Source organism: Streptomyces sp. NPDC040589 (assembly GCF_055594445.1).
In genome coordinates this window covers 1-17,633 of the sequence record NZ_JBVIWP010000013.1, presented here as the reverse complement: position 1 = coordinate 17,633, position 17,633 = coordinate 1, and the positions used below count along the sequence as shown (strand labels likewise).

Below are 17,633 nucleotides of genomic sequence, written 5' to 3'. Positions count from 1 at the left end.
CACCGGCGGGCGGCTTGACAGCCGCCCGCCGACGGATGTCGGTGCGTGCGGATACGCTGATGACCTGATCAACAGGTGTGCGGAGCGCGGAAGTCGGGAAGGCCGCAGATGCGGATGCGGCAGCGATGGGGGCGGCAGTGACAGACGGATTCGACTTCAGCCCAGGGGCCCAGGTGCCTTTGGCGGGTTCGGCTGGGCAGACGGCGGCGACCTACGCACTGGCCGCGGCGGCGTACCGGGACGACGAGGTCACCAAGATCTTGAACGCCGACAACGAGTGGCACCAGTCGAAGGTGAAACCGCCGCGTCCCTGGGCGAAGATCTTCCGCCCCAGGTTCGGCGAGGCCTTTTCCCGCGCCATCATCGACCGGATGCTGGGTGCCGGGCGCGCGCCCGTCATCCAGTCCTTCGGCATCGAACCCCAGGTCGTCGTGGAGCACTGCCTGGCGGCGCACCGCATCCGCCGCGACCGCGACAACTGGCTCTCGGCGATCACGGTCATCTGCGGGGTGCTCTTCCTGCCGGGCTTCCTCGTGTGGCTGCTGGTGTTCACGCTGCGCACCACCATGGCCAAGCGCGAGGACAAGCGCGCCGGTGCCCTCGCCACGACCCTGCTGGTCGCGGTGGGCGCGCTTGCCGTGCTGTTCCTGATCAAGATGCCCTTCACGGGATTCTGGGCCCTGTACGGGCGCGCGGCGATCATCATGCCCGTCGTCGGCTGGTTCTGGGCCAAGCAGATCTGCGAGCGGACCGCCCGTGACCTGCGGGAGCGCTGGTCGAGCCTGCTGTCGGGCGGCGGCGTGGGCGCCAAGATCCCCGAGGCCGTTCCGGGCAACCCGGGCGACGCGGCCGAGCAGGTGCGCAAGGAGCTGGCCCGCCTCGGTGCCGAGCAGCGGTCCAACTCGGTCTTCTACGCCGGCCCCAAGGGCATACTCGGCATGGGCACGCGGTGGGGCAGCTGGCAGCTGGCCGAGGAGCTGGTCTCCGCCGATCCGGACAAGGAGTTCCACCCCTTCCGGAGCTGGGACGTCATCGTGGCGATCCAGGGCGGCCTGGGCATGCTGGAGCGCACGTCCATCAACACCGGCGGCTTCCCCAAGCCGTCCATCACGCACTGGATCGTCACCCCGATCGGCGAGAAGGCGGCGGAGGTGTCCCGGCCGAGCGGCACGGACGTCGACGCGTACACGGTCCGGACGCACGCCATACAGGACATCTGCAACAAGCAGCAGTTCGGCAGCGGCGACCGGCACTACCTCGGCGTGCAGTGGACCCTCTGGGACGGCCATCTGGTGATCACGATGCTGATCACGGTGACCGTGCTGCACGACACCCTGCGCATCGAGGTCACCGGGCACGCCCTGGGGCCGGTCAACCCGCTGTTCAACGAGAAGCCGGCGGCCAAGGAGAAGGCGGTGCAGAAGGCTCTCCGGTTCTGGGAGACCCGCACCGTGAAGCTCCCCCTGATCGACGCCGACGAGGTGGTACGGCTGGCCGCGCGGGCCCCGCTGACCTGGTACCCGCCGCTGCTGAACTGGCTCGGCGGCAGTCTGACGCTCCCGGAGCCGTTCGGTCTGCGGCATGCCTGGGCCGACCAGCCGTGGCGGCACCGCTTCATGGCCGACGACGCGTTGCGGGCGGCCACTCCTGTGCTGCGTGTGGTGCATGCGGCGGCGCTGAAGGTGCTGCGGGAGAACGGGGTGGATGTGGAGAAGTTCGGGTCCCGGTCGGCGGCGCTGAGTGGGGCTGTGCAGGAGGCTTCGCCGAAGAAGGCGGATGTCTACGACGCGTAGGGGCTCGTGAGCCTCGGGCGACAGGGGCCGGTGCCGAAGGACGAACGCCGGCCCCGCCGGACTCAGCTCGTCGGCCAGGCCTCCGCCAGCATCTTCCGGGTGTCCGCCAGCAGCTGCGGCAGCACTCGCGTATGTCCCACCACCGGCATGAAGTTCGTGTCCCCGCCCCAGCGCGGCACGATGTGCTGGTGCAGGTGTGCCGCGATGCCCGCGCCGGCCACCGTGCCCTGGTTCATGCCGATGTTGAAGCCGTGCGCGCCGGAGGCCGTGCGCAGGGCCGTCATCGCCTGCTTGGTGAGTTCGCCGAGTTCGGCGGTCTCCCCCGCCGTGAGGTCCGTGTAGTCGGCGACGTGCCGGTAGGGCACGGTCATCAGGTGACCGCCGTTGTACGGGTAGAGGTTGAGCACGGCGTAGACCTGCTCGCCGCGTCGGACGACCAGCCCGTCCTCGTCGGACTTGGCCGGGATCGAGCAGAAGGGGCAGCCGTCGCCGGCGCCCGGGCCGGTCGGCTTGTTCTCACCCTGGATGTAGGCCATCCGATGGGGCGTCCACAGACGCTGGAACGCGTCCTGCGTCCCCACTCCCAGCTGCTGCTCCGGCTCACTCGTCATGCACTGCAGCATATGGCGTCGAGCTGGGGGGACGGCAAAGGCCCCCGGGATCTCCCCGGGGGCCCGTGCGCCGTGTGATCAGACCTGCGCCCGCTCCTCGACGACCTTCTGGATCTTCGCGATGGCCTCGTCGAAGGGGATGCCGTTCTCCTGCGAGCCGTCGCGGTAGCGGAAGGACACGGACCCGTGGGACATGTCCTCGTCGCCCGCGATGACCATGAAGGGGACCTTCTGCTTCTGGGCGTTGCGGATCTTCTTCTGCATCCGGTCGGAGGAGGAGTCGACCTCGACGCGCAGGCCCTTGCTCTTGGCCGCCGCCGCGAACTTCTCCAGGTACTCGACGTGCGCGTCGCCGATCGGGATGCCGACCGCCTGGACCGGGGCAAGCCACGCCGGGAAGGCGCCCGCGTAGTGCTCCAGGAGCACCGCGAAGAAGCGCTCGATCGAGCCGAACAGCGCACGGTGGATCATGACGGGGCGCTGCTTGGCGCCGTCCGCCCCGGTGTACTCCAGGTCGAAGCGCTCCGGCAGGTTGAAGTCGAGCTGGATCGTCGACATCTGCCAGGTGCGGCCGATGGCGTCCTTGGTCTGGACGGAGATCTTCGGGCCGTAGAAGGCGGCGCCGCCCGGGTCGGGCACGAGGGGCAGGCCCTGCTTCTCGGCGACCTGGCGCAGCGTCTCGGTCGCCTCCTCCCAGGCCTCGTCCGAGCCGACGAACTTCTCCGGGTCCTTCGTGGAGAGCTCCAGGTAGAAGTCGGTCAGGCCGTAGTCGCGCAGCAGGCCGAGAACGAAGGTGAGCGTCTTGTCGAGCTCCTCCGACATCTGCTCGCGGGTGCAGTAGATGTGCGCGTCGTCCTGCGTGAAGCCGCGGGCCCGGGTCAGGCCGTGCACGACGCCCGACTTCTCGTAGCGGTACACGGTCCCGAACTCGAAGAGGCGCAGCGGCAGTTCACGGTAGGAACGCCCGCGCGCGTCGAAGATCAGGTTGTGCATCGGGCAGTTCATGGGCTTGAGGTAGTAGTCCACGCCCTCGTCGAGCTGCATGGGCGGGTACATGCCGTCGGCGTACCAGTCCAGGTGGCCCGAGGTCTCGAAGAGCTTCCCCTTGGTGGCGTGCGGGGTGTAGACGAACTCGTAGCCCTCTTCCTCGTGACGGCGCCGCGAGTAGTCCTCCATGACCCGGCGGATGATGCCGCCCTTGGGGTGGAAGACGGCGAGGCCGGAGCCGATCTGCTCCGGGACGGAGAACAGGTCCAGCTCGCTGCCGAGCTTGCGGTGGTCGCGCTTCTCGGCCTCGGCGAGGAACTCCAGGTACTGCTTCAGCTCGTCCTTGGTGGGCCAGGCGGTGCCGTAGATGCGCTGGAGCATGGGGTTCTTCTCGCTGCCGCGCCAGTAGGCGGCCGCGTTGCGCATCAGCTTGAACGCCGGGATGTTCCGGGTGGAGGGCAGGTGGGGACCGCGGCAGAGGTCCTTCCAGCACAGCTCGCCGGTCTTGGCGTCCAGGTTGTCGTAGATCGTCAGCTCACCGGCGCCGACCTCGACGTCCGCGCCGTCGTCGGAGGACGCCGAGCCCTTGAGGCCGATCAGCTCCAGCTTGTACGGCTCGCCGGCCAGCTCCTCGCGGGCGGCCTCGTCGGTGACCGCGCGGCGGGCGAACTTCTGCCCGCGCTTCTGGATCTCCTGCATCTTCTTCTCGACGGCCTTGAGATCCTCGGGCGTGAACGGCTTCTCGACGTCGAAGTCGTAGTAGAAGCCGTCCTTGACGGGCGGGCCGATGCCGAGCTTGGCCTCGGGGAAGAGCTCCTGCACGGCCTGCGCCATGACGTGCGCGGTGGAGTGGCGCAGGATGTTCAGGCCGTCCTCGGAGGAGATCTCTACGCCCTCGACCTCGTCGCCCTCGGACAGGGCGTACGACAGGTCCCGGAGCTCGCCGGCCACACGCGCGGCGATGATCGAGCGCTCGCCGGCGAAGAGCTCGGCGGCCGTAGTGCCCGTCGTCACCACGCGTTCTTCCCGCTCGGAATCGCGCTGGATGATCACACGGACGTCTGACACCGGTCTCTCCTGACTGAAGGTGGATGCGCAACCCGAAACCTATTGCGTGCGCAATAGGGAATCGTACCGACCCCGGACCACCCCCCGCGAAATCAGTCCCCGCAGTCCCCCTCGTCTCCTCCGCAGGCATCCTCGAAGAAGGCCGCCATCCCGGCGTTCTCCTGCAGCGCCTTCATCAGCCGGTCCCGTTCGGCGTCGTCGACCTGCACCGGTACGACTCCGTGGGCGCCGGTGAGGCGCCGGAAGCCGCCCCGGCTCTCCAGCCGGCCCTGCACCCGCACCGGCAGTCCGACGAGGTGGGCGTGCCCTGCGATCCGGTAGCCCTCCTCGTCCAGGGTGATCCGGACGTTCGGGACCTCGGCCCCGGCCAGTACCCGCAGGCGTACGGTGCCCTCGCCGCGCGGCCCGGACCTGCGCAGCCGCACCACCGCTCCGGTGATACGCACCGGCACGGCGGGTTCCTCGCGCAGATAGCGGGCGCCCGCCTCGCGCAGGACCGGCAGGTCGCCGGGCGAGAACTCGACGGGCTCGGCGGAGGACGCGCAGCCCTCGGGCACACCGGCCGCCGGGGCCCACGCGACGGCGATCCGGGCGCCCTCCGTGCCCCGGACGAGAGCGACGAGGGCCTCGGTGAGCTCATGGCTCACCCCTGCCTCGACCGCGGCGTCGAAGGCGTCCATGCCGCCCGCGGCGCGCTGGTAGTCGATGGCCTCACGGGCGGCGTGCAGCGCCTGGTGGAGGCGTACGGCCACGGGGCGGCCGCCGGCGACGGGCACGAAGGCGGTCAGCCGGCCGTCGGCGGCGGAGCCGACGAGGACGTTCTCCAGGGACGCGGCGGCGGAGCGTCGATGGCGGGCGCCGTGATAGCCGGCCCGCGCGCGTGCGGCGAGTGCCGCCGCGAGGAGCATCCGGCGGGCCGCGGTGCGCAGCCGGTCCTCGACGATCCAGGGCGCCGCACCGGCGGGCCCGGCCGGGACGTCGTGCCACCAGCGGATCTCGTCACTGGGCACGGCGAGGGAGACGAGGACCTCACGGGCGGAGGGCGAGCCGCTGCGGGACAGGGCGAGCAGGGCCTCGCCGAGCAGGTCGTCGCTGTCGGGGAAGGCGCGGGTCTCCGGCACCAGCAGGCTCGTGCCGCTGCCGCCGGGGCCGGGCGGGGTCCAGCGGCCGTAGCGTCCGGGGGCGCCGCCGCGCCGCAGCCAGCCGTGCCGGCGCAGCAGGGCGCTCAGCACGGCCGGGTCGACCTCGCGGGGCTCGGGCGGAGGGCCGCTCCAGGAGTCGACGGGGTGGGGCCGCACGGCCCTCAGTGGCTCCTCGGTCGGGCGGTGCGTCACGGTTTCCCTCCCGTCCCGACCCGCGTCATGATCTCGCACAGGGCCCGGTCGTCGAAGATGCGTGCGGTCGGTATGCGCACGGTGGTGCGGCTGCGGCCGGTGATCGGCTGGCCGGCGAGGTTGGTCCAGTAGCAGCAGTGCCTGAGGTCGAGCCGGTCGTGGCCGGCGCGCAGCCAGTCGTCCTGGGAGCGCGGCACCAGCATCACGACCAGGATCTTGTGCACCGACACGGGTGTGCGGGCGAGTTTCGCCAGGTGGGCGTTGTCGAGCGTGAAGGAGAAGGTGCGGCCGGGCGGGTTGGGCGGCACCTGGTAGGTGGCCTTGAGCTGCACCTTGATGGTGACCTCGTCGTCGACCGTGTGCCCGGGGGCGCTGTGGCTGACGTGCCAGTCGATGCCGTTGTCGGGAAACGGCTGGGACAGCGAGCAGCCGGCGGCCGCCGCGACGGCGTGCAGATAGCCGACCTGCAGTGTCTCCATGCAGGCGGTGGTGGCGAGAGTGCCGCGGGAGGGAGCCGTGCGCTCGGGCAGCAGCCCGCCCCGTTCGGGCTGCGCAATGGCCATGGCCAACAGCCTTCCAGAACAAGTGAGTCCCCGTTGCGGGCCGCTGAACTGCAACAACCCGTACTCCTGTTGTCTCCTTCCGGCGTAGCACGCAAACAGCCCGGGTATCACCGAATCGGGCAGCGGACGGTGCGTCAACTGCCGAAGGTGAACGAGGGGTTGTGTGGCTATGACGACGTGCTGGTACGAGGGGGCGCTGGCCGCCTTCGACACGGAGACGACGGGCGTGGACGTCGAGACCGACCGGATCGTGTCGGCGGCCGTCGTCATCCAGGACGCCCCGGGCGTCCGGCCGCGGGTCAGCCGCTGGCTGGTGAACCCGGGGGTGCCGGTGCCCGCCGAGGCGACGGCGGTGCACGGGCTGACGGAGGAACACCTGCAGCGCAACGGCCGGTGGCCGGCGCCGGTGATGTACGAGATAGCGGAGGTGCTGGCCGAGCAGGCCCACGCCGGCCGCCCGGTCGTGGTGATGAACGCGCCGTTCGATCTGACCCTGCTGGACCGTGAGTTGCGCCGCCATCGCGCCTCGGCCCTGGACCGCTGGTTCGAGCCGGCGCCGCTGCTCGTGCTCGACCCGAGGGTCCTGGACAAGCACCTGGACCGCTACCGCAAGGGCCGCCGCACGCTGACCGACCTGTGCGCGCACTACGGCGTCACGCTGGAGGGCGCGCACGACGCGGCGGCCGACGCCGTGGCGGCGCTGGAGGTCACCCGGGCGGTGGGCCGCCGGTTCGCGTCCCGGCTGGAGCGGCTCGCCCCCGGCGAACTGCACACGCTGCAGGCGGTGTGGCACGCGGCGCAGGCCCGGGGACTCCAGGCCTGGTTCGCGCGCAGCGGTGTCGAGGAGTCGGTCGACCCGGCCTGGCCCCTGCGTCCGGACCTGCCGGCGGCGGCCTGAGCGGCTGGTCCGGGGCATCCGGGCATGAAAAAACCGGTCCGTCTGAGACGGACCGGCTGTTTCCGGTGGGCGATACTGGGTTCGAACCAGTGACCTCTTCGGTGTGAACGAAGCGCTCTCCCACTGAGCTAATCGCCCGGGAACGGACTGAACAATACAGGCCCCGGCACGTTTCCTTCAAACCGCTTCGAGGTGCCTGGCCAGTCCGCGCCGCCCGGACCGCATCATCAGCGTGTGGTTGGCGCGGAAGACGGGCCGTCCCGGTACGGCGAGCCTCCTCAGCAGCGGCTTGGTCACGTTCACGACCTGGTCGTACCGCGCGAGACTGCCCGGCCCGAGCGGCGTGACCGTCCAGCGTGCCCAGCCCTCGATGTCCCCGGACAGGGCGGTCTCCAGCACACCGGCCGCGGGGTCGCGCCGCACCTCCCGTGCCGTGAAGGTCATGTCGTACGGCAGGACGGAGCGGATCCGGATCGTGCCGGTGGTCTCGTCGAGCCGGGTCACCTGCCGGACCTGGCGCCACCAGCGGGGGTAGTCCTCGGCCCGTTCCAGCACCTCGTACACGGTGGCGGGCGACGCGGTGAGGGGCCACAGGCTGCGGAAGCGGTAGTGGTTCCAGTCCATGCCCGCAGTCTGCCCACTCCTGGTGGGGGCTTGTCTGAGTACGCGGCTGAGTATCCGCACTCATGCCGTACGAGGTGACGCGGACCACACTGCCAGGCATGACACACCTTCCGCCCCCGGCCGAGGAGTTGCGGCTCCTCGACGCCGAACTGCGGCAACTGGACGCCCGCAGGGCCCAGTTGCTGGCACGTCGCGCCTGGCTGGTCTCGACCCTGCAACGGATCCAGCAGCCACTGCCGGTGGCATGGTCACCCACGGCACCGCCCCGCCCGGAGACCGCCGCGCCCAGCGTGCAGAACGTCCTCCTGGTCCTGGGCGGTGTCCTGCTCACCCTCGCGGCGGCGGTGTTCACGCTGGTCAGCTGGGGTCATATGGGTATCACCGGGCGGGCGCTGATGCTCGGCGCGGTCACGCTGGCCGCGCTCGCCGGGCCCGCGCTCCTGCTGAAGCGGGGGCTGCGGTCGACGGCCGAGTCCGTGGCGGGGCTCGGGCTCGCCCTGACCGTCCTGGACGCGTACGCGCTGCACGAGGCCGCCCTCACCGGGACGGACGGGACCGGGTACGCGGCTGCCGCGTCAGCGGTGCTCGCGGTGATCTGGTCGGCGTACGGCCTGCTGCCGGCGACGGCCGCCTTGCGGCTGCCCCTGCCCTCCGCCCTGGCCGTGGCCCAGTTCCCGTTGCTGCTGTGGGCGCTGGCCGCCGACGCGGGTCCGTACGTGATCACGGCCGCTCTGCTGGTGACGGCCGGGCTCGACACGGTGGCGGCGCTGCGGGTGACGGCCGTGTCGGTGCGGATCGCCGCTGTCATCGGTGCGTACGGCATGGGCGGCTGGGGCGTCCTGGCCGCGGGCTGGCTGTCGTTGGCGGCGGACGATCCGGGCGCCGCGGCCCGAGCCGGGGGGCTTCTCCTGCTCGCGGCGGCGATCGCGCTGGGCGCGGCCTGGCGGGGCCCGGGCACGCGACACGCCCTTGGTCTCGCGATCGCCTCGGGGCTGCTCACCGTGGGCGCTTTCGGTGGGGTCGCTCGCTCCGGACTGCCCTCGGAGTGGGCGGTTCCGGCCTATCTGGTGTGCGGGATCGCCCTGTTGGCGGCGGTGCGGGCCGGGCGGCTGCCCGACGCGACACGGCAGGGGTTCGCCTGGGCCTCCGGCGTCGTACAGGCGCTGGTGCTGCTGTGGACCCTGCCCGTCGTCACCGTGGTGCTGCTGGGACCGGCCGGCTGGATGGGCTGCGTGTGGAGCGGTGCTCCTTCGGACGCCCGCACCGCGGTGACCGTCGAGGCGCCATGGCCTCCGGACTCGGTGGCGGCTCCCGTCGCTCTGGTCGCCGTCGCGGCCGTTCTCGCCCTGGCGATCCGCGCGGAGCAGTGGCGTGCGCGGGCCCGGCTGGGCGCGCTGGGCCTGCTCTGGGCGACGGCGCTGATACTCCCTGCGGTTCTCGGGATTCCTTACGTCGCGGGGATGTCGGTCCTGGGGGTCATGACGGCGGCCGCGCTGTACGTGCGCCGGGCCACGGTGCCGGCCGCGCGACTCACGGCTCTCGTCCTCGCCCTGGCCACCTCCGTCAGCCTCGCCCTGACCGCTCTGGCGTCCCAGGCCGCGACCCTGGTGGTGCTGTCCGTGCTGGTGGCGCTGTTCGCCGCGGCCTCATGGCAGGCGAGTGTCGCCCCCGTCACGGCTCCGGCCGCCCTCGGGTACGCCGCCGCCCTGGCCTCGGCGAGCGGTGCCGCCGCGGACTGGCCGCCGGCCGGAACCGCCCTGCTGGTCCTGGCCGTCCCCGTGGCCGCCGCCCTGCTCGCGGCGCGTCTCGGTGAGCACCGGGCGACCGTGCCGGTCGAGATCGTCGGAGCCGCCACCGGCCTGCTCGCCGTGGGCCTCGCCGTCACCGATCCGCCGCTGCTCGCCCTGGTGCTGGCGCTGTGCGGAGTGATCGCCGCGGGCACGGCGCTGCGTCCCGACCGCCGTCCCGTCGGCTACGCGGCCACGGCCCTGTTCGTGCTGGCCGCGTGGGTACGCCTGGCCGCCTGGGACGTCGGCACACCCGAGGCCTACACGCTCCCGGTGACCGTGCCCGCCCTGCTCGTCGGCGTCCTGCGCCGGCGCCGCGATCCGCGGGCGTCCTCCTGGACGGCGTACGGCCCCGGACTCGCCGCCACCCTCCTGCCGAGCCTCGTCGCGGCCTGGGCCGACCCGCACTGGACGCGACCGCTGCTGCTGGGAGCGGCGGCACTGCTGGTCACCCTGCTGGGAGCGCGGCACCACCTCCAGGCGCCGCTGGTGCTCGGCGGCTCGGTGCTGGCCCTGGTGACGCTGCACGAACTCGCCCCGTACGTCGTGCAGGTGACGGGCGCGCTCCCCCGCTGGGCGCCTCCCGCCCTGGCCGGGCTCCTGCTGCTCGCACTCGGGGCGACGTACGAGCAGCGGATCAGGGACGTCCGACGGGTGCGGGAGGCCCTCGGGAGGATGAACTAGCCGTCGCCTGCGGAGCGGCTACGGCATCTTGTCCCCGACCAGCGCCAGGTTCTGGATCGCCGCCAGGCCGTACAGCGCCGTGGCGTTGGTGGACACCCAGGCCGCCTCGCTGCCGGGGACGAGGCCGGTCGGGCCCTCGATCTTCTTCGTGGACCAGTCGGTGGACTCCTTGTAGTCCCAGGTGTCGGCACTGTTGTAGAACTGCCGCCACGCCCGGGCGGCCAGCTTGTCGTCGCCCGTCTGGACGGCGGCGTAGGCGTCCTGCCGGGAGTGGCCCTGGAAGAGCAGCAGGGAACCGAAGTCGGAGCCGTAGCGGGCCTTCTGCTCGGCCTTGGTGGCGTTGAAGTAGCGGCAGTAGTCGAGCCACGCCTCCTTGAACTTCGGCATGTCGACCTGGTCGATCAGCTCGGCGCACAGCTCGACCAGGCCGAACATGGCCGACAGATGCGAGACGCCCACCCTGGGCTCGGCCGCGACGGCGAACTTCCCGGTGTCCAGGTCGTACAGCGCGTTGCCCTGGACGAAGCCGTTGGGCTGGGCGGCGATGGTCTCCATGGTGGACAGGACCCTGGCCTTGGCCTTCTCCCACTTGGGCCCGCGCCGCTCCCACTCGGTGAGCCAGGCCGAGACCAGACCGCTCCAGTCGGTGCCGAAGCCGATGGACAGGGCGTTGCGGTCGGGGGTGTACGGCTCGGTGCGGATCTTGCGGATGGGGTCGAGGACGAGGAACGTCTCGTCGGAGTCGACGTTGGCGTGCATGAGGTCGCCGACGCGCTCGTCCGCCGTGAGGAAGTAGTAGTAGCGGCGATAGGTGGTGTTGGCGATGCGCTGCTGCTTGGCGCTGTCGGCGTAGTGCTGGACACCGTGCCGGGTGCCGAGGCCCGCCCACTTGCCGAGGTGGTAGACGTCGACCTCGCCGGTGTGCCGGGTCATGGCCTCGGCGAAGCGGAAGATGTCGGCACGGCCGGAGCGCATGTAGGCGAACCAGAGCCACAGGTCCGGCGAGAGCTCGGAGTTGTCCCAGGCGTAGCCGCCGACGTCGTAGCACCACTGGTGGCGGCTCGGGTCGTAGCTGTGCATGATGTCGCCGTAGTCCCAGAAGCCGTACCAGCGGCGCTGCTCCACCTGATCCTTGTAGTAGGTGAAGAGGAAGTCCAGGTGGTCCTCGATCTTCGCCTTGGCGCTGGTGGAGCGGTCCGGCGCGGAGAACAGCTTGCCGAAGACGCCCGCCTTGATGAGCTGCCGGGGCGGGGCGGCGAGCTGCGGCGGAGTGCGTACGGCCTCCACCTGCCGGGCCATCGCCTCGGCGCCCGGGGTGGAGTCGTGGGCCCAGAAGAGGAGTTCGCTGGTGCGGGCGATGCCGTAGGGGGTGCCGAACTCGGGCTCGTAGTCCTCGTAGGTGATGTTGAGGCCTTCGAGCTGCTCGGGGTAGGTGTCCTGGCCCATGCCGTCGTGGTAGAAGCGCAGGTCCATGGGCTGCGCCTCGGGCGACCAGAGCCAGAGGGTGACCTCGGCGGTGTCGGTCTGGGCGTCGCGGATGTCGAGCTGGGCGGGGAACTTCTCCCAGAAGTCCCTGAGCCCGAAGGCGAACCCGCCGCTCGCGCCGCCCACGTACCCGAAGCCGCTGGCGCGCCGGCCGCCGCCCGCACCGATCCAGCCGTGGCCCTTCTTCGTCCGCTTGCGGACCGTGAAGCCGTCGGCGGAGAGCTGGGAGAGGGTGTAGTCGCCCCACTCGGGGATGTACTGGAGGCGAGTGGTGACCCGCTGGTCCCAGGTGGCCGGGTCGGGCAGCTTCTTGCCCTCGAACTGGGCCGTGCGGACGGCCGCCCCGGGGTCGCGGCGCAGTCCGGTGATGCCCTGGACGGCCTCGCGGAGCAGGCCGGTGCCGTCGCCGCCGACGCGGACGTGACGGTCGTACGCCTTGTCCCGCATCGGCACCTGGAAGCGGACGCCGAGTCCGCGGATGAAGTCGCCGCTCGCCTTCGCGGGCTCCTGCGTGCCGTCGAAGGTGAGGGTGTGGACCATGCGGAAGGAGTCGGCGCCCGCGTAGAAGTAGAGCCGGATCGAGAACGGCAGCCAGCTGCGGCCGCCCTTGCGGTGCTTGCCGTCGATCCGGACGACGGCGCGGACCGGGCCCGCCTGCTCGACCTCGACCTTGGAAATAGCGCCGTCGAATCGCTCGGTCTTGACCGCGCCCTGGTCCTCGTCCTCGATCTCGGGCTGGCGGATCAGCACGAGCCGGCCGTTCTTCGCGATCTCCGTCGAGCCCCGGGTGACCGACTTGACGAGGGTGGACCCGGATTTGCCGATCTTCGCGGTGATGACGCCGGTCGAGATGTCGATGGTGCCGCCGCTCCTGTCGACGGTGACCTTCTTCTCGGGGGCGGCGGGGGTGCCGGCGGCGAGGGTGAGCTTGCCGTCGCCCGAACCGACCGCGTGCGCGGTCCACTTGAGGGAGCCGTCGGGCCAGTAGGCGATCGGCCAGGACTGCACGGGAACGGCCTTGCCGTCCGCGTCCGTGAGCGCGAAGGTCTGGTCCTTCTCGTAGGCGCCCTTGGGCCAGGGGACGCCGACGGTGGAGCCGGGGGCCGCGCCCAGTCCGCCGTCCTCCAGCCAGTCGAGGGTCACCGGGTCGGCGTCGGCGGGCTCGGCGCCGGGGGCGGCCTGCGCGTTCTGCGCCCCCAGTGCCCAGCTGAACTGGGCGGCGGCTCCGGCGACGGCGGCCGCCTTGAGGAGGGACCTGCGGGGGATGGGAGACATAGAGATGCTGCCTTTCCTTGTCCGTGCGGGAAGCAATTCCGTGCGCTGGTCAGGGGCATGACAGTGAGAAGGGCGGCGCGGCGCCCGGGGCGCCGGCCCGGGGTGCGGGCACCGCCGGTCAGCGGTGCCGGTACCGCTCCTCCACGGCGACGGCCGCCGCCGCGACGGCCCCGAGGACGGGGACCGCCAGCGGCGCGACGAACCAGGCGGACAGGGCCACCACGGCCAGCCCGGCGATGATCAGGAAGGACCCGGCGGGGTCGAGAACCGTCCGGCGCCAGGCCTGCGCGAGCAGCGTGCGCCAGCGGGCGTCCGGCTCCCAGACCGCCGCCGCGCGCAGCCCCGCCACGACGAAGGCGATCAGCGCCACGACCCCGACCGCTCCGACGAGCGGCCCGCCGGGAATCCCCGCCCGGGCCGCCTGGACGTCCACCCAGACAGCGGCCACCGCCGCCCACCCGGCGAGCCCGGCGAGCCACCCGCCGCTCAGGGCCCCGCGGAAGTCGGCGACGAACTCCCGCCATCCACCGCCCTCGTGCGCGGTACGGCGCCGCAGATGCCGCGCACCCGCGGCGAACGCGGCCGGATACGTCACGACCCCCAGCGAGGCCACCGCGATCCACACCCCGGTCAGCAGGCACTCGGCGAACACCGCGAACCGCTCGGCGAGCACCGACTCACCCCGCGCCTTCACTCGGGTCCCGGCCATGCTCGCCTCAGCCCTTCAGACCCGACGTGGCCATGCCGTCGATCAGATACCGCTGGAAGGCCAGGAAGAAGGCGAGAACCGGCAGCAGCGCGACGAGCGACATGGCGATCATGCCGCCGTAGTTGGCCAGCCCTTCCTGGTCGACGAACATCTTCAGGCCGAGCGAGACCGTGTACTTGTCGGGCTCGTTGAGGTAGATCAGCGGGCCCATGAAGTCGTTCCAGGCATTGATGAACGTGAAGATCGCACTGGTGATCAGGGCCGGGCGGCACAGCGGCAGCATGATCGACCAGTAGATCCGGAGGTGCCCGCAGCCGTCGAGCCTGGCCGCCTCGTCGAGTTCCTTGGGCAGGTTGCGCATGAACTGCACCATCAGGAAGACGAAGAACGCCTCGGTGGCCAGGTACTTCCCGAGCAGCAGCGGGGTGTAGGTGTTGATCATCTCCATGTTGCGGAACAGCACGTACTGCGGGATCAGCAGCACGTGGTACGGCAACAGGAGGGTGCCGATCATCAGCGCGAACAGCAGATTGCGGCCCGCGAACCTGATCCTCGCGAAGGCGTACGCCGTCAGCGAGCAGGACACCAGGATCCCGATCACCGAACCGCCCGCGAGGAACAGCGAGTTGAAGAAGAACGTGGAGATCGGGATGTCGGCGATGCCGTCGGCGAGGCTGGTGTAGTTGGAGATGACCGGATCGCCCGGGAAGAGATCCAGGCTGCCGACGACGTCCTCGCTCTTCTTGAACGAACCGCCGACGACCCAGATCACCGGGTAGAGGATCACCGCGAGGATCAGCAGGGACCCGATGTGCCAGGCGACGGAACCGGGCAGCTTGTGCCGGAGGCCACCCGCTCGCGGGGTGAGATCAGTGGACGGTGCGCTCATGAGGCGCCCTCCTCATAGTGCACCCAGCGCTTCTGGGACCAGAACAGCACCGCCGTCACCAGGGCGACCGCGACGAGCAGCATCCAGGCCATGGCGGAGGCCAGACCCATCCGGCTGTTCTCGAAGCCCTGGACATAGAGGTAGCAGGTGTAGACCATCGAGCCGTCGGCCGGACCACAGGCGTTGCCTCCGGCGCCGCCGCCGACGATGTACGCCGAGCTGAAGATCTGGAACGAGTGGATCGTCTCCAGCAGGACGTTGAAGAAGAGCACCGGGGAGATCATCGGCAGCGTGATGTTCCAGAACCGGCGCAGCTTGCCCGCCCCGTCGACCTCGGCTGCCTCGTACAGCTCGCGCGGGACCTGCTTGAGGCCGGCCAGGAAGATGACCATGGGGGCGCCGAACTGCCAGACGGTGAGCGCCACCAGGCTGTAGATGATCATGTCAGGGTCGCCGGTCCAGCCTCCGACGTCCACGCCGAAGAGCTTCTGCGTCCGGTCGACGATCGCGTCGTCCGAGAAGATGGCCTTCCAGACGATCGCGACGGAGACGCTCGCCCCGATCAGCGACGGCGCGTAGAAGGCGGCCCGGTAGAAGGCCTGCCCGCGCCGGCTCTGGGCGAGCAGCAGCGCCACCCCGAGGGCGGCGATCAGCTTCAGGGGCGTACCGACGACGACGTACCAGAGAGTGACCTGCACCGAGTGGCGCCAGCGCGGATCGCCGAACATCTCGGAGAAGTTGCCGAGGCCGATCCACTTGGGCGCGTCGAACAGGTTGTAGTCGGTGAACGCGAAGTAGAGCGAGGCGACCATCGGACCCGCGGTGAGGAGCAGAAAGCCCGCGATCCACGGGGACATGAAGAGATAGCCGGCCAGGTTCTCCCGGCGCCGCCGCCGCTTGAGGGCGGCGGGGCGCGCGGGCTTCACCGGACCGTGCCGCGGCTCGGAGCCCTTGTCCTTGGACAGGCCCTCCATCGCAGGGGCGTGTGTCACGGTGGTTCCCATCAGGTGCCGAGAGCCGTCTTCGACTCGGTGAAGAACTGCTTGACGGCCTCGTCCACCGACCTCTTGCCCAGGGCGAGTTCCTCGGCGATGCGCAGGAACGCGGACTCACAGATGTCCGCGCCGTTCGGGTGCGGTGTGATGGGCTCCAGGACCCCGGCCTTGACGAGGGACTCCTCATAGGCGGCTATCGCCTTGTTGACCTCGTCGGTCGGCTGGTACGCGTCGTACTGGGCCTGTGTCGCGGGCACACCGCGGTCGTAGCCCATGATCTTGGCGACCTCGGGGTCGTGCACCATGAAGTCGATGAACTGGGCGACTTCCTTGGGGTGCTGGGTGCGCTTGGAGGCGCTCAGCATGAGCGAGCCGAGGTACTGGCCGGTCTTCTTGCCGTCCGTCGTCGGGATGGGAGCCAGGCCGTACTCGCTCTTGCCCTCGGCGGTGTAGCGGACGGTGAAGTTGTCCCAGGTGAACTCGCCGCCGGCGAGCTCCGCGGCGACCGCCGACTTGGGCTTGATCTGGGCGACCTTCTTGGCGTCGGTGTAGCGGCCGTCCTTGACGCCCTTCTCGGCCTTCGTCCACCAGTCCGTCAGATCCGACTCGGTGAAGCCGAGCCCGTCCTCGGTGAAGAACGCCTTGCCGTTCTGACGCAGGTACAGGTCGTAGAGGTACATGACGCCGTACATGCCGCTGTCCCCGGCGCGGCCCGTCTTGTCGCGGATCTTCCTCATCGCCGCGTCGAATTCGTCCCAGGTCCAGCCCTGCTCGGGCTTGACGCCGGCCCGGGTGTAGACGGGCTTGTCGATGACCAGAGACATCGAGTTGGAACCGACCGGAACGCCCAGGAGCTTGCCGTCGATCTCGCCGAACTTCTCCAGACCGGCCCGGAATCCCTCCATCCGGAGGTTGCCCGCCTTGGCCTGCTCGCTGAGATCGAGCAGCACGTTCTTCGCGTCGTATTTGCGGAGGAAGCCGATGGCATTCTGGAAGACGTCGGGCGGATTTCCGCCGGAGGCCTGGGTGTTGAACTTCTTCCAGAAGTCGAGATACGGCTGGAAGTCCGTTTTCACCTTGATCTTCGGGTACTTCTTCTCGAAGAGCGCGATGGTCTTGTTGATTCTCTGGGCGCGGTCCTCCGCTCCCCACCACGCATAACGAATCGTCACCGTCCCGTCGGCGGAGGTCCCTCCGTCACCACCGCAGCCGGTCGTCGCAGCCAGCCCCAGCGTGGCCGCCGTGGCCCCGGCCGCCTTCAGGACCGTACGTCTCTCAACATTCCTGCCGTTCACCACGGTTGGACCTCCCCGCGCGTCGTCCCGCTCGCATGAATCGTTTCAAGTAAGCGCTTGCTGGCACAAGGTACGGAGGGGCTGAGAGTGCGTCAATGATTCGGACAAGAATTTCTCACCGAGGGAGGTGGGTGCCGGGCCTGGTGGGGCGATGGGGCCGGCGAGCGGCTGGGGCGACGTCGCTGGTGAGGTACGCACGACCGAGGGAACGAACACACACGGGCCGACCGCCGGAATTTCGGGCACGACCGAAAGACGACGGTGAGGCGGAGGGGCGGGTGGGGGCTGGATTCGGCCACGCGATGGCCGACGAGGGCTGGCAGACCGAGGCGGAGCCGGGTGCGAGGTACTCGCCGTGACGGCTGGGGCCAGGGGTGGGTCCGCAGCCCGGCGGAGCGGGGGGGACCCCCACCGCCCACCCGTGCCGCCCTGGGGGGGGCACCTCCCAGGCCCTTAAGGCACTGGGGGGGGAGGCACGATTGCCCGCAGCTGGGACAGCCACGACGCGCCCGCACCCGCCGGCTCACGGAAGGGGCCGTGGGGGGGGGGGGGGGGGGGGGGGGGGGGGGGGGGGGGGGGGGGGGGGGGGGGGGGGGGGGGGGGGGTGGTAGAGCAGGGGGGGGGGGGAGAAACACG

General features: G+C 70.7%; 13 protein-coding genes and 1 tRNA gene. 3 read left to right on the top strand and 11 right to left on the bottom strand.

What is annotated here, in order from left to right; translation table 11 throughout:
- Nucleotides 1–125 precede the first annotated feature (125 nt).
- The gene (locus ACZ58V_RS37465) at nt 126–1,793 is read left to right on the top strand and encodes a hypothetical protein (RefSeq protein WP_468199288.1); all 1,668 of its coding nucleotides are present in this window, start codon (nt 126–128) and stop codon (nt 1,791–1,793) included.
- Between the two features lie 62 nt (nt 1,794–1,855).
- On the opposite strand, the gene ACZ58V_RS37460 is transcribed toward ACZ58V_RS37465, so the two are convergent.
- The 4 genes from ACZ58V_RS37460 to ACZ58V_RS37445 form a co-directional block, all read right to left on the bottom strand.
- Entirely contained in the window at nt 1,856–2,416 is a 561-nt protein-coding gene (locus ACZ58V_RS37460) for an HIT family protein (protein ID WP_189726471.1), read from the bottom strand.
- A gap of 66 nt (nt 2,417–2,482) precedes the next feature.
- A complete protein-coding gene (gene thrS / locus ACZ58V_RS37455) occupies nt 2,483–4,459 on the bottom strand; it encodes a threonine--tRNA ligase (protein ID WP_471295713.1) in 1,977 nt (658 codons plus the stop codon).
- A gap of 92 nt (nt 4,460–4,551) precedes the next feature.
- Nucleotides 4,552–5,793 carry a hypothetical protein gene (locus tag ACZ58V_RS37450; protein WP_471295711.1) on the bottom strand — a complete coding sequence of 414 codons (1,242 nt, stop codon included), beginning with the start codon at nt 5,791–5,793 and terminating at the stop codon, nt 4,552–4,554.
- Nucleotides 5,790–6,356 carry a DUF4365 domain-containing protein gene (locus ACZ58V_RS37445; RefSeq protein WP_184597254.1) on the bottom strand — a complete coding sequence of 189 codons (567 nt, stop codon included), beginning with the start codon at nt 6,354–6,356 and terminating at the stop codon, nt 5,790–5,792. The genes ACZ58V_RS37450 and ACZ58V_RS37445 overlap by 4 nt, the downstream gene beginning before the upstream one ends.
- Before the next feature lie 169 nt (nt 6,357–6,525).
- Here ACZ58V_RS37445 and ACZ58V_RS37440 point away from each other — a divergent pair, with 169 nt between their 5' ends.
- Nucleotides 6,526–7,254, top strand: coding sequence for a 3'-5' exonuclease (locus ACZ58V_RS37440; RefSeq protein WP_382837862.1), 729 nt, complete (start codon nt 6,526–6,528; stop codon nt 7,252–7,254).
- Between the two features lie 66 nt (nt 7,255–7,320).
- Here the strand turns inward: ACZ58V_RS37440 and ACZ58V_RS37435 are convergent.
- Nucleotides 7,321–7,392, bottom strand: a tRNA-Val gene (locus tag ACZ58V_RS37435).
- Nucleotides 7,393–7,431: 39 nt separating this feature from the next.
- Entirely contained in the window at nt 7,432–7,878 is a 447-nt protein-coding gene (locus ACZ58V_RS37430; protein ID WP_468199295.1) for an SRPBCC family protein, read from the bottom strand.
- A 62-nt stretch (nt 7,879–7,940) separates the two neighbouring features.
- Here ACZ58V_RS37430 and ACZ58V_RS37425 point away from each other — a divergent pair, with 62 nt between their 5' ends.
- Entirely contained in the window at nt 7,941–10,349 is a 2,409-nt protein-coding gene (locus ACZ58V_RS37425; protein ID WP_471295708.1) for an SCO7613 C-terminal domain-containing membrane protein, read from the top strand.
- A gap of 18 nt (nt 10,350–10,367) precedes the next feature.
- On the opposite strand, the gene ACZ58V_RS37420 is transcribed toward ACZ58V_RS37425, so the two are convergent.
- From ACZ58V_RS37420 to ACZ58V_RS37400, 5 genes are all read right to left on the bottom strand, one after another.
- Complete coding sequence (locus ACZ58V_RS37420) at nt 10,368–13,109, bottom strand: exo-rhamnogalacturonan lyase family protein (RefSeq protein WP_471295706.1); 2,742 nt, start codon at nt 13,107–13,109, stop codon at nt 10,368–10,370.
- Nucleotides 13,110–13,227: 118 nt separating this feature from the next.
- Nucleotides 13,228–13,818 carry a hypothetical protein gene (locus tag ACZ58V_RS37415; RefSeq protein ID WP_471295703.1) on the bottom strand — a complete coding sequence of 197 codons (591 nt, stop codon included), beginning with the start codon at nt 13,816–13,818 and terminating at the stop codon, nt 13,228–13,230.
- Between the two features lie 7 nt (nt 13,819–13,825).
- Nucleotides 13,826–14,707, bottom strand: coding sequence for a carbohydrate ABC transporter permease (locus ACZ58V_RS37410; protein ID WP_471295701.1), 882 nt, complete (start codon nt 14,705–14,707; stop codon nt 13,826–13,828).
- On the bottom strand, nt 14,704–15,711 hold the full coding sequence (locus ACZ58V_RS37405) for a carbohydrate ABC transporter permease (protein ID WP_468199306.1): 1,008 nt from the start codon (nt 15,709–15,711) through the stop codon (nt 14,704–14,706). The genes ACZ58V_RS37410 and ACZ58V_RS37405 overlap by 4 nt, the downstream gene beginning before the upstream one ends.
- Nucleotides 15,711–17,000, bottom strand: coding sequence for an ABC transporter substrate-binding protein (locus ACZ58V_RS37400; protein ID WP_471295697.1), 1,290 nt, complete (start codon nt 16,998–17,000; stop codon nt 15,711–15,713). The genes ACZ58V_RS37405 and ACZ58V_RS37400 overlap by 1 nt, the downstream gene beginning before the upstream one ends.
- Nucleotides 17,001–17,633 lie beyond the last annotated feature (633 nt).

Bases quoted from the DNA above. Each gene is read 5' to 3' on its own strand.
- ACZ58V_RS37465 (WP_468199288.1), top strand. From the start codon at position 126: ATGGGGGCGGCAGTGACAGACGGATTCGACTTCAGCCCAGGGGCCCAG.
- ACZ58V_RS37460 (WP_189726471.1), bottom strand. From the start codon at position 2,416: ATGCTGCAGTGCATGACGAGTGAGCCGGAGCAGCAGCTGGGAGTGGGG.
- ACZ58V_RS37445 (WP_184597254.1), bottom strand. From the start codon at position 6,356: ATGGCCATTGCGCAGCCCGAACGGGGCGGGCTGCTGCCCGAGCGCACG.
- ACZ58V_RS37440 (WP_382837862.1), top strand. From the start codon at position 6,526: ATGACGACGTGCTGGTACGAGGGGGCGCTGGCCGCCTTCGACACGGAG.
- ACZ58V_RS37430 (WP_468199295.1), bottom strand. From the start codon at position 7,878: ATGGACTGGAACCACTACCGCTTCCGCAGCCTGTGGCCCCTCACCGCG.
- ACZ58V_RS37425 (WP_471295708.1), top strand. From the start codon at position 7,941: ATGCCGTACGAGGTGACGCGGACCACACTGCCAGGCATGACACACCTT.
- ACZ58V_RS37420 (WP_471295706.1), bottom strand. From the start codon at position 13,109: ATGTCTCCCATCCCCCGCAGGTCCCTCCTCAAGGCGGCCGCCGTCGCC.
- ACZ58V_RS37415 (WP_471295703.1), bottom strand. From the start codon at position 13,818: ATGGCCGGGACCCGAGTGAAGGCGCGGGGTGAGTCGGTGCTCGCCGAG.
- ACZ58V_RS37410 (WP_471295701.1), bottom strand. From the start codon at position 14,707: ATGAGCGCACCGTCCACTGATCTCACCCCGCGAGCGGGTGGCCTCCGG.
- ACZ58V_RS37405 (WP_468199306.1), bottom strand. From the start codon at position 15,711: ATGGGAACCACCGTGACACACGCCCCTGCGATGGAGGGCCTGTCCAAG.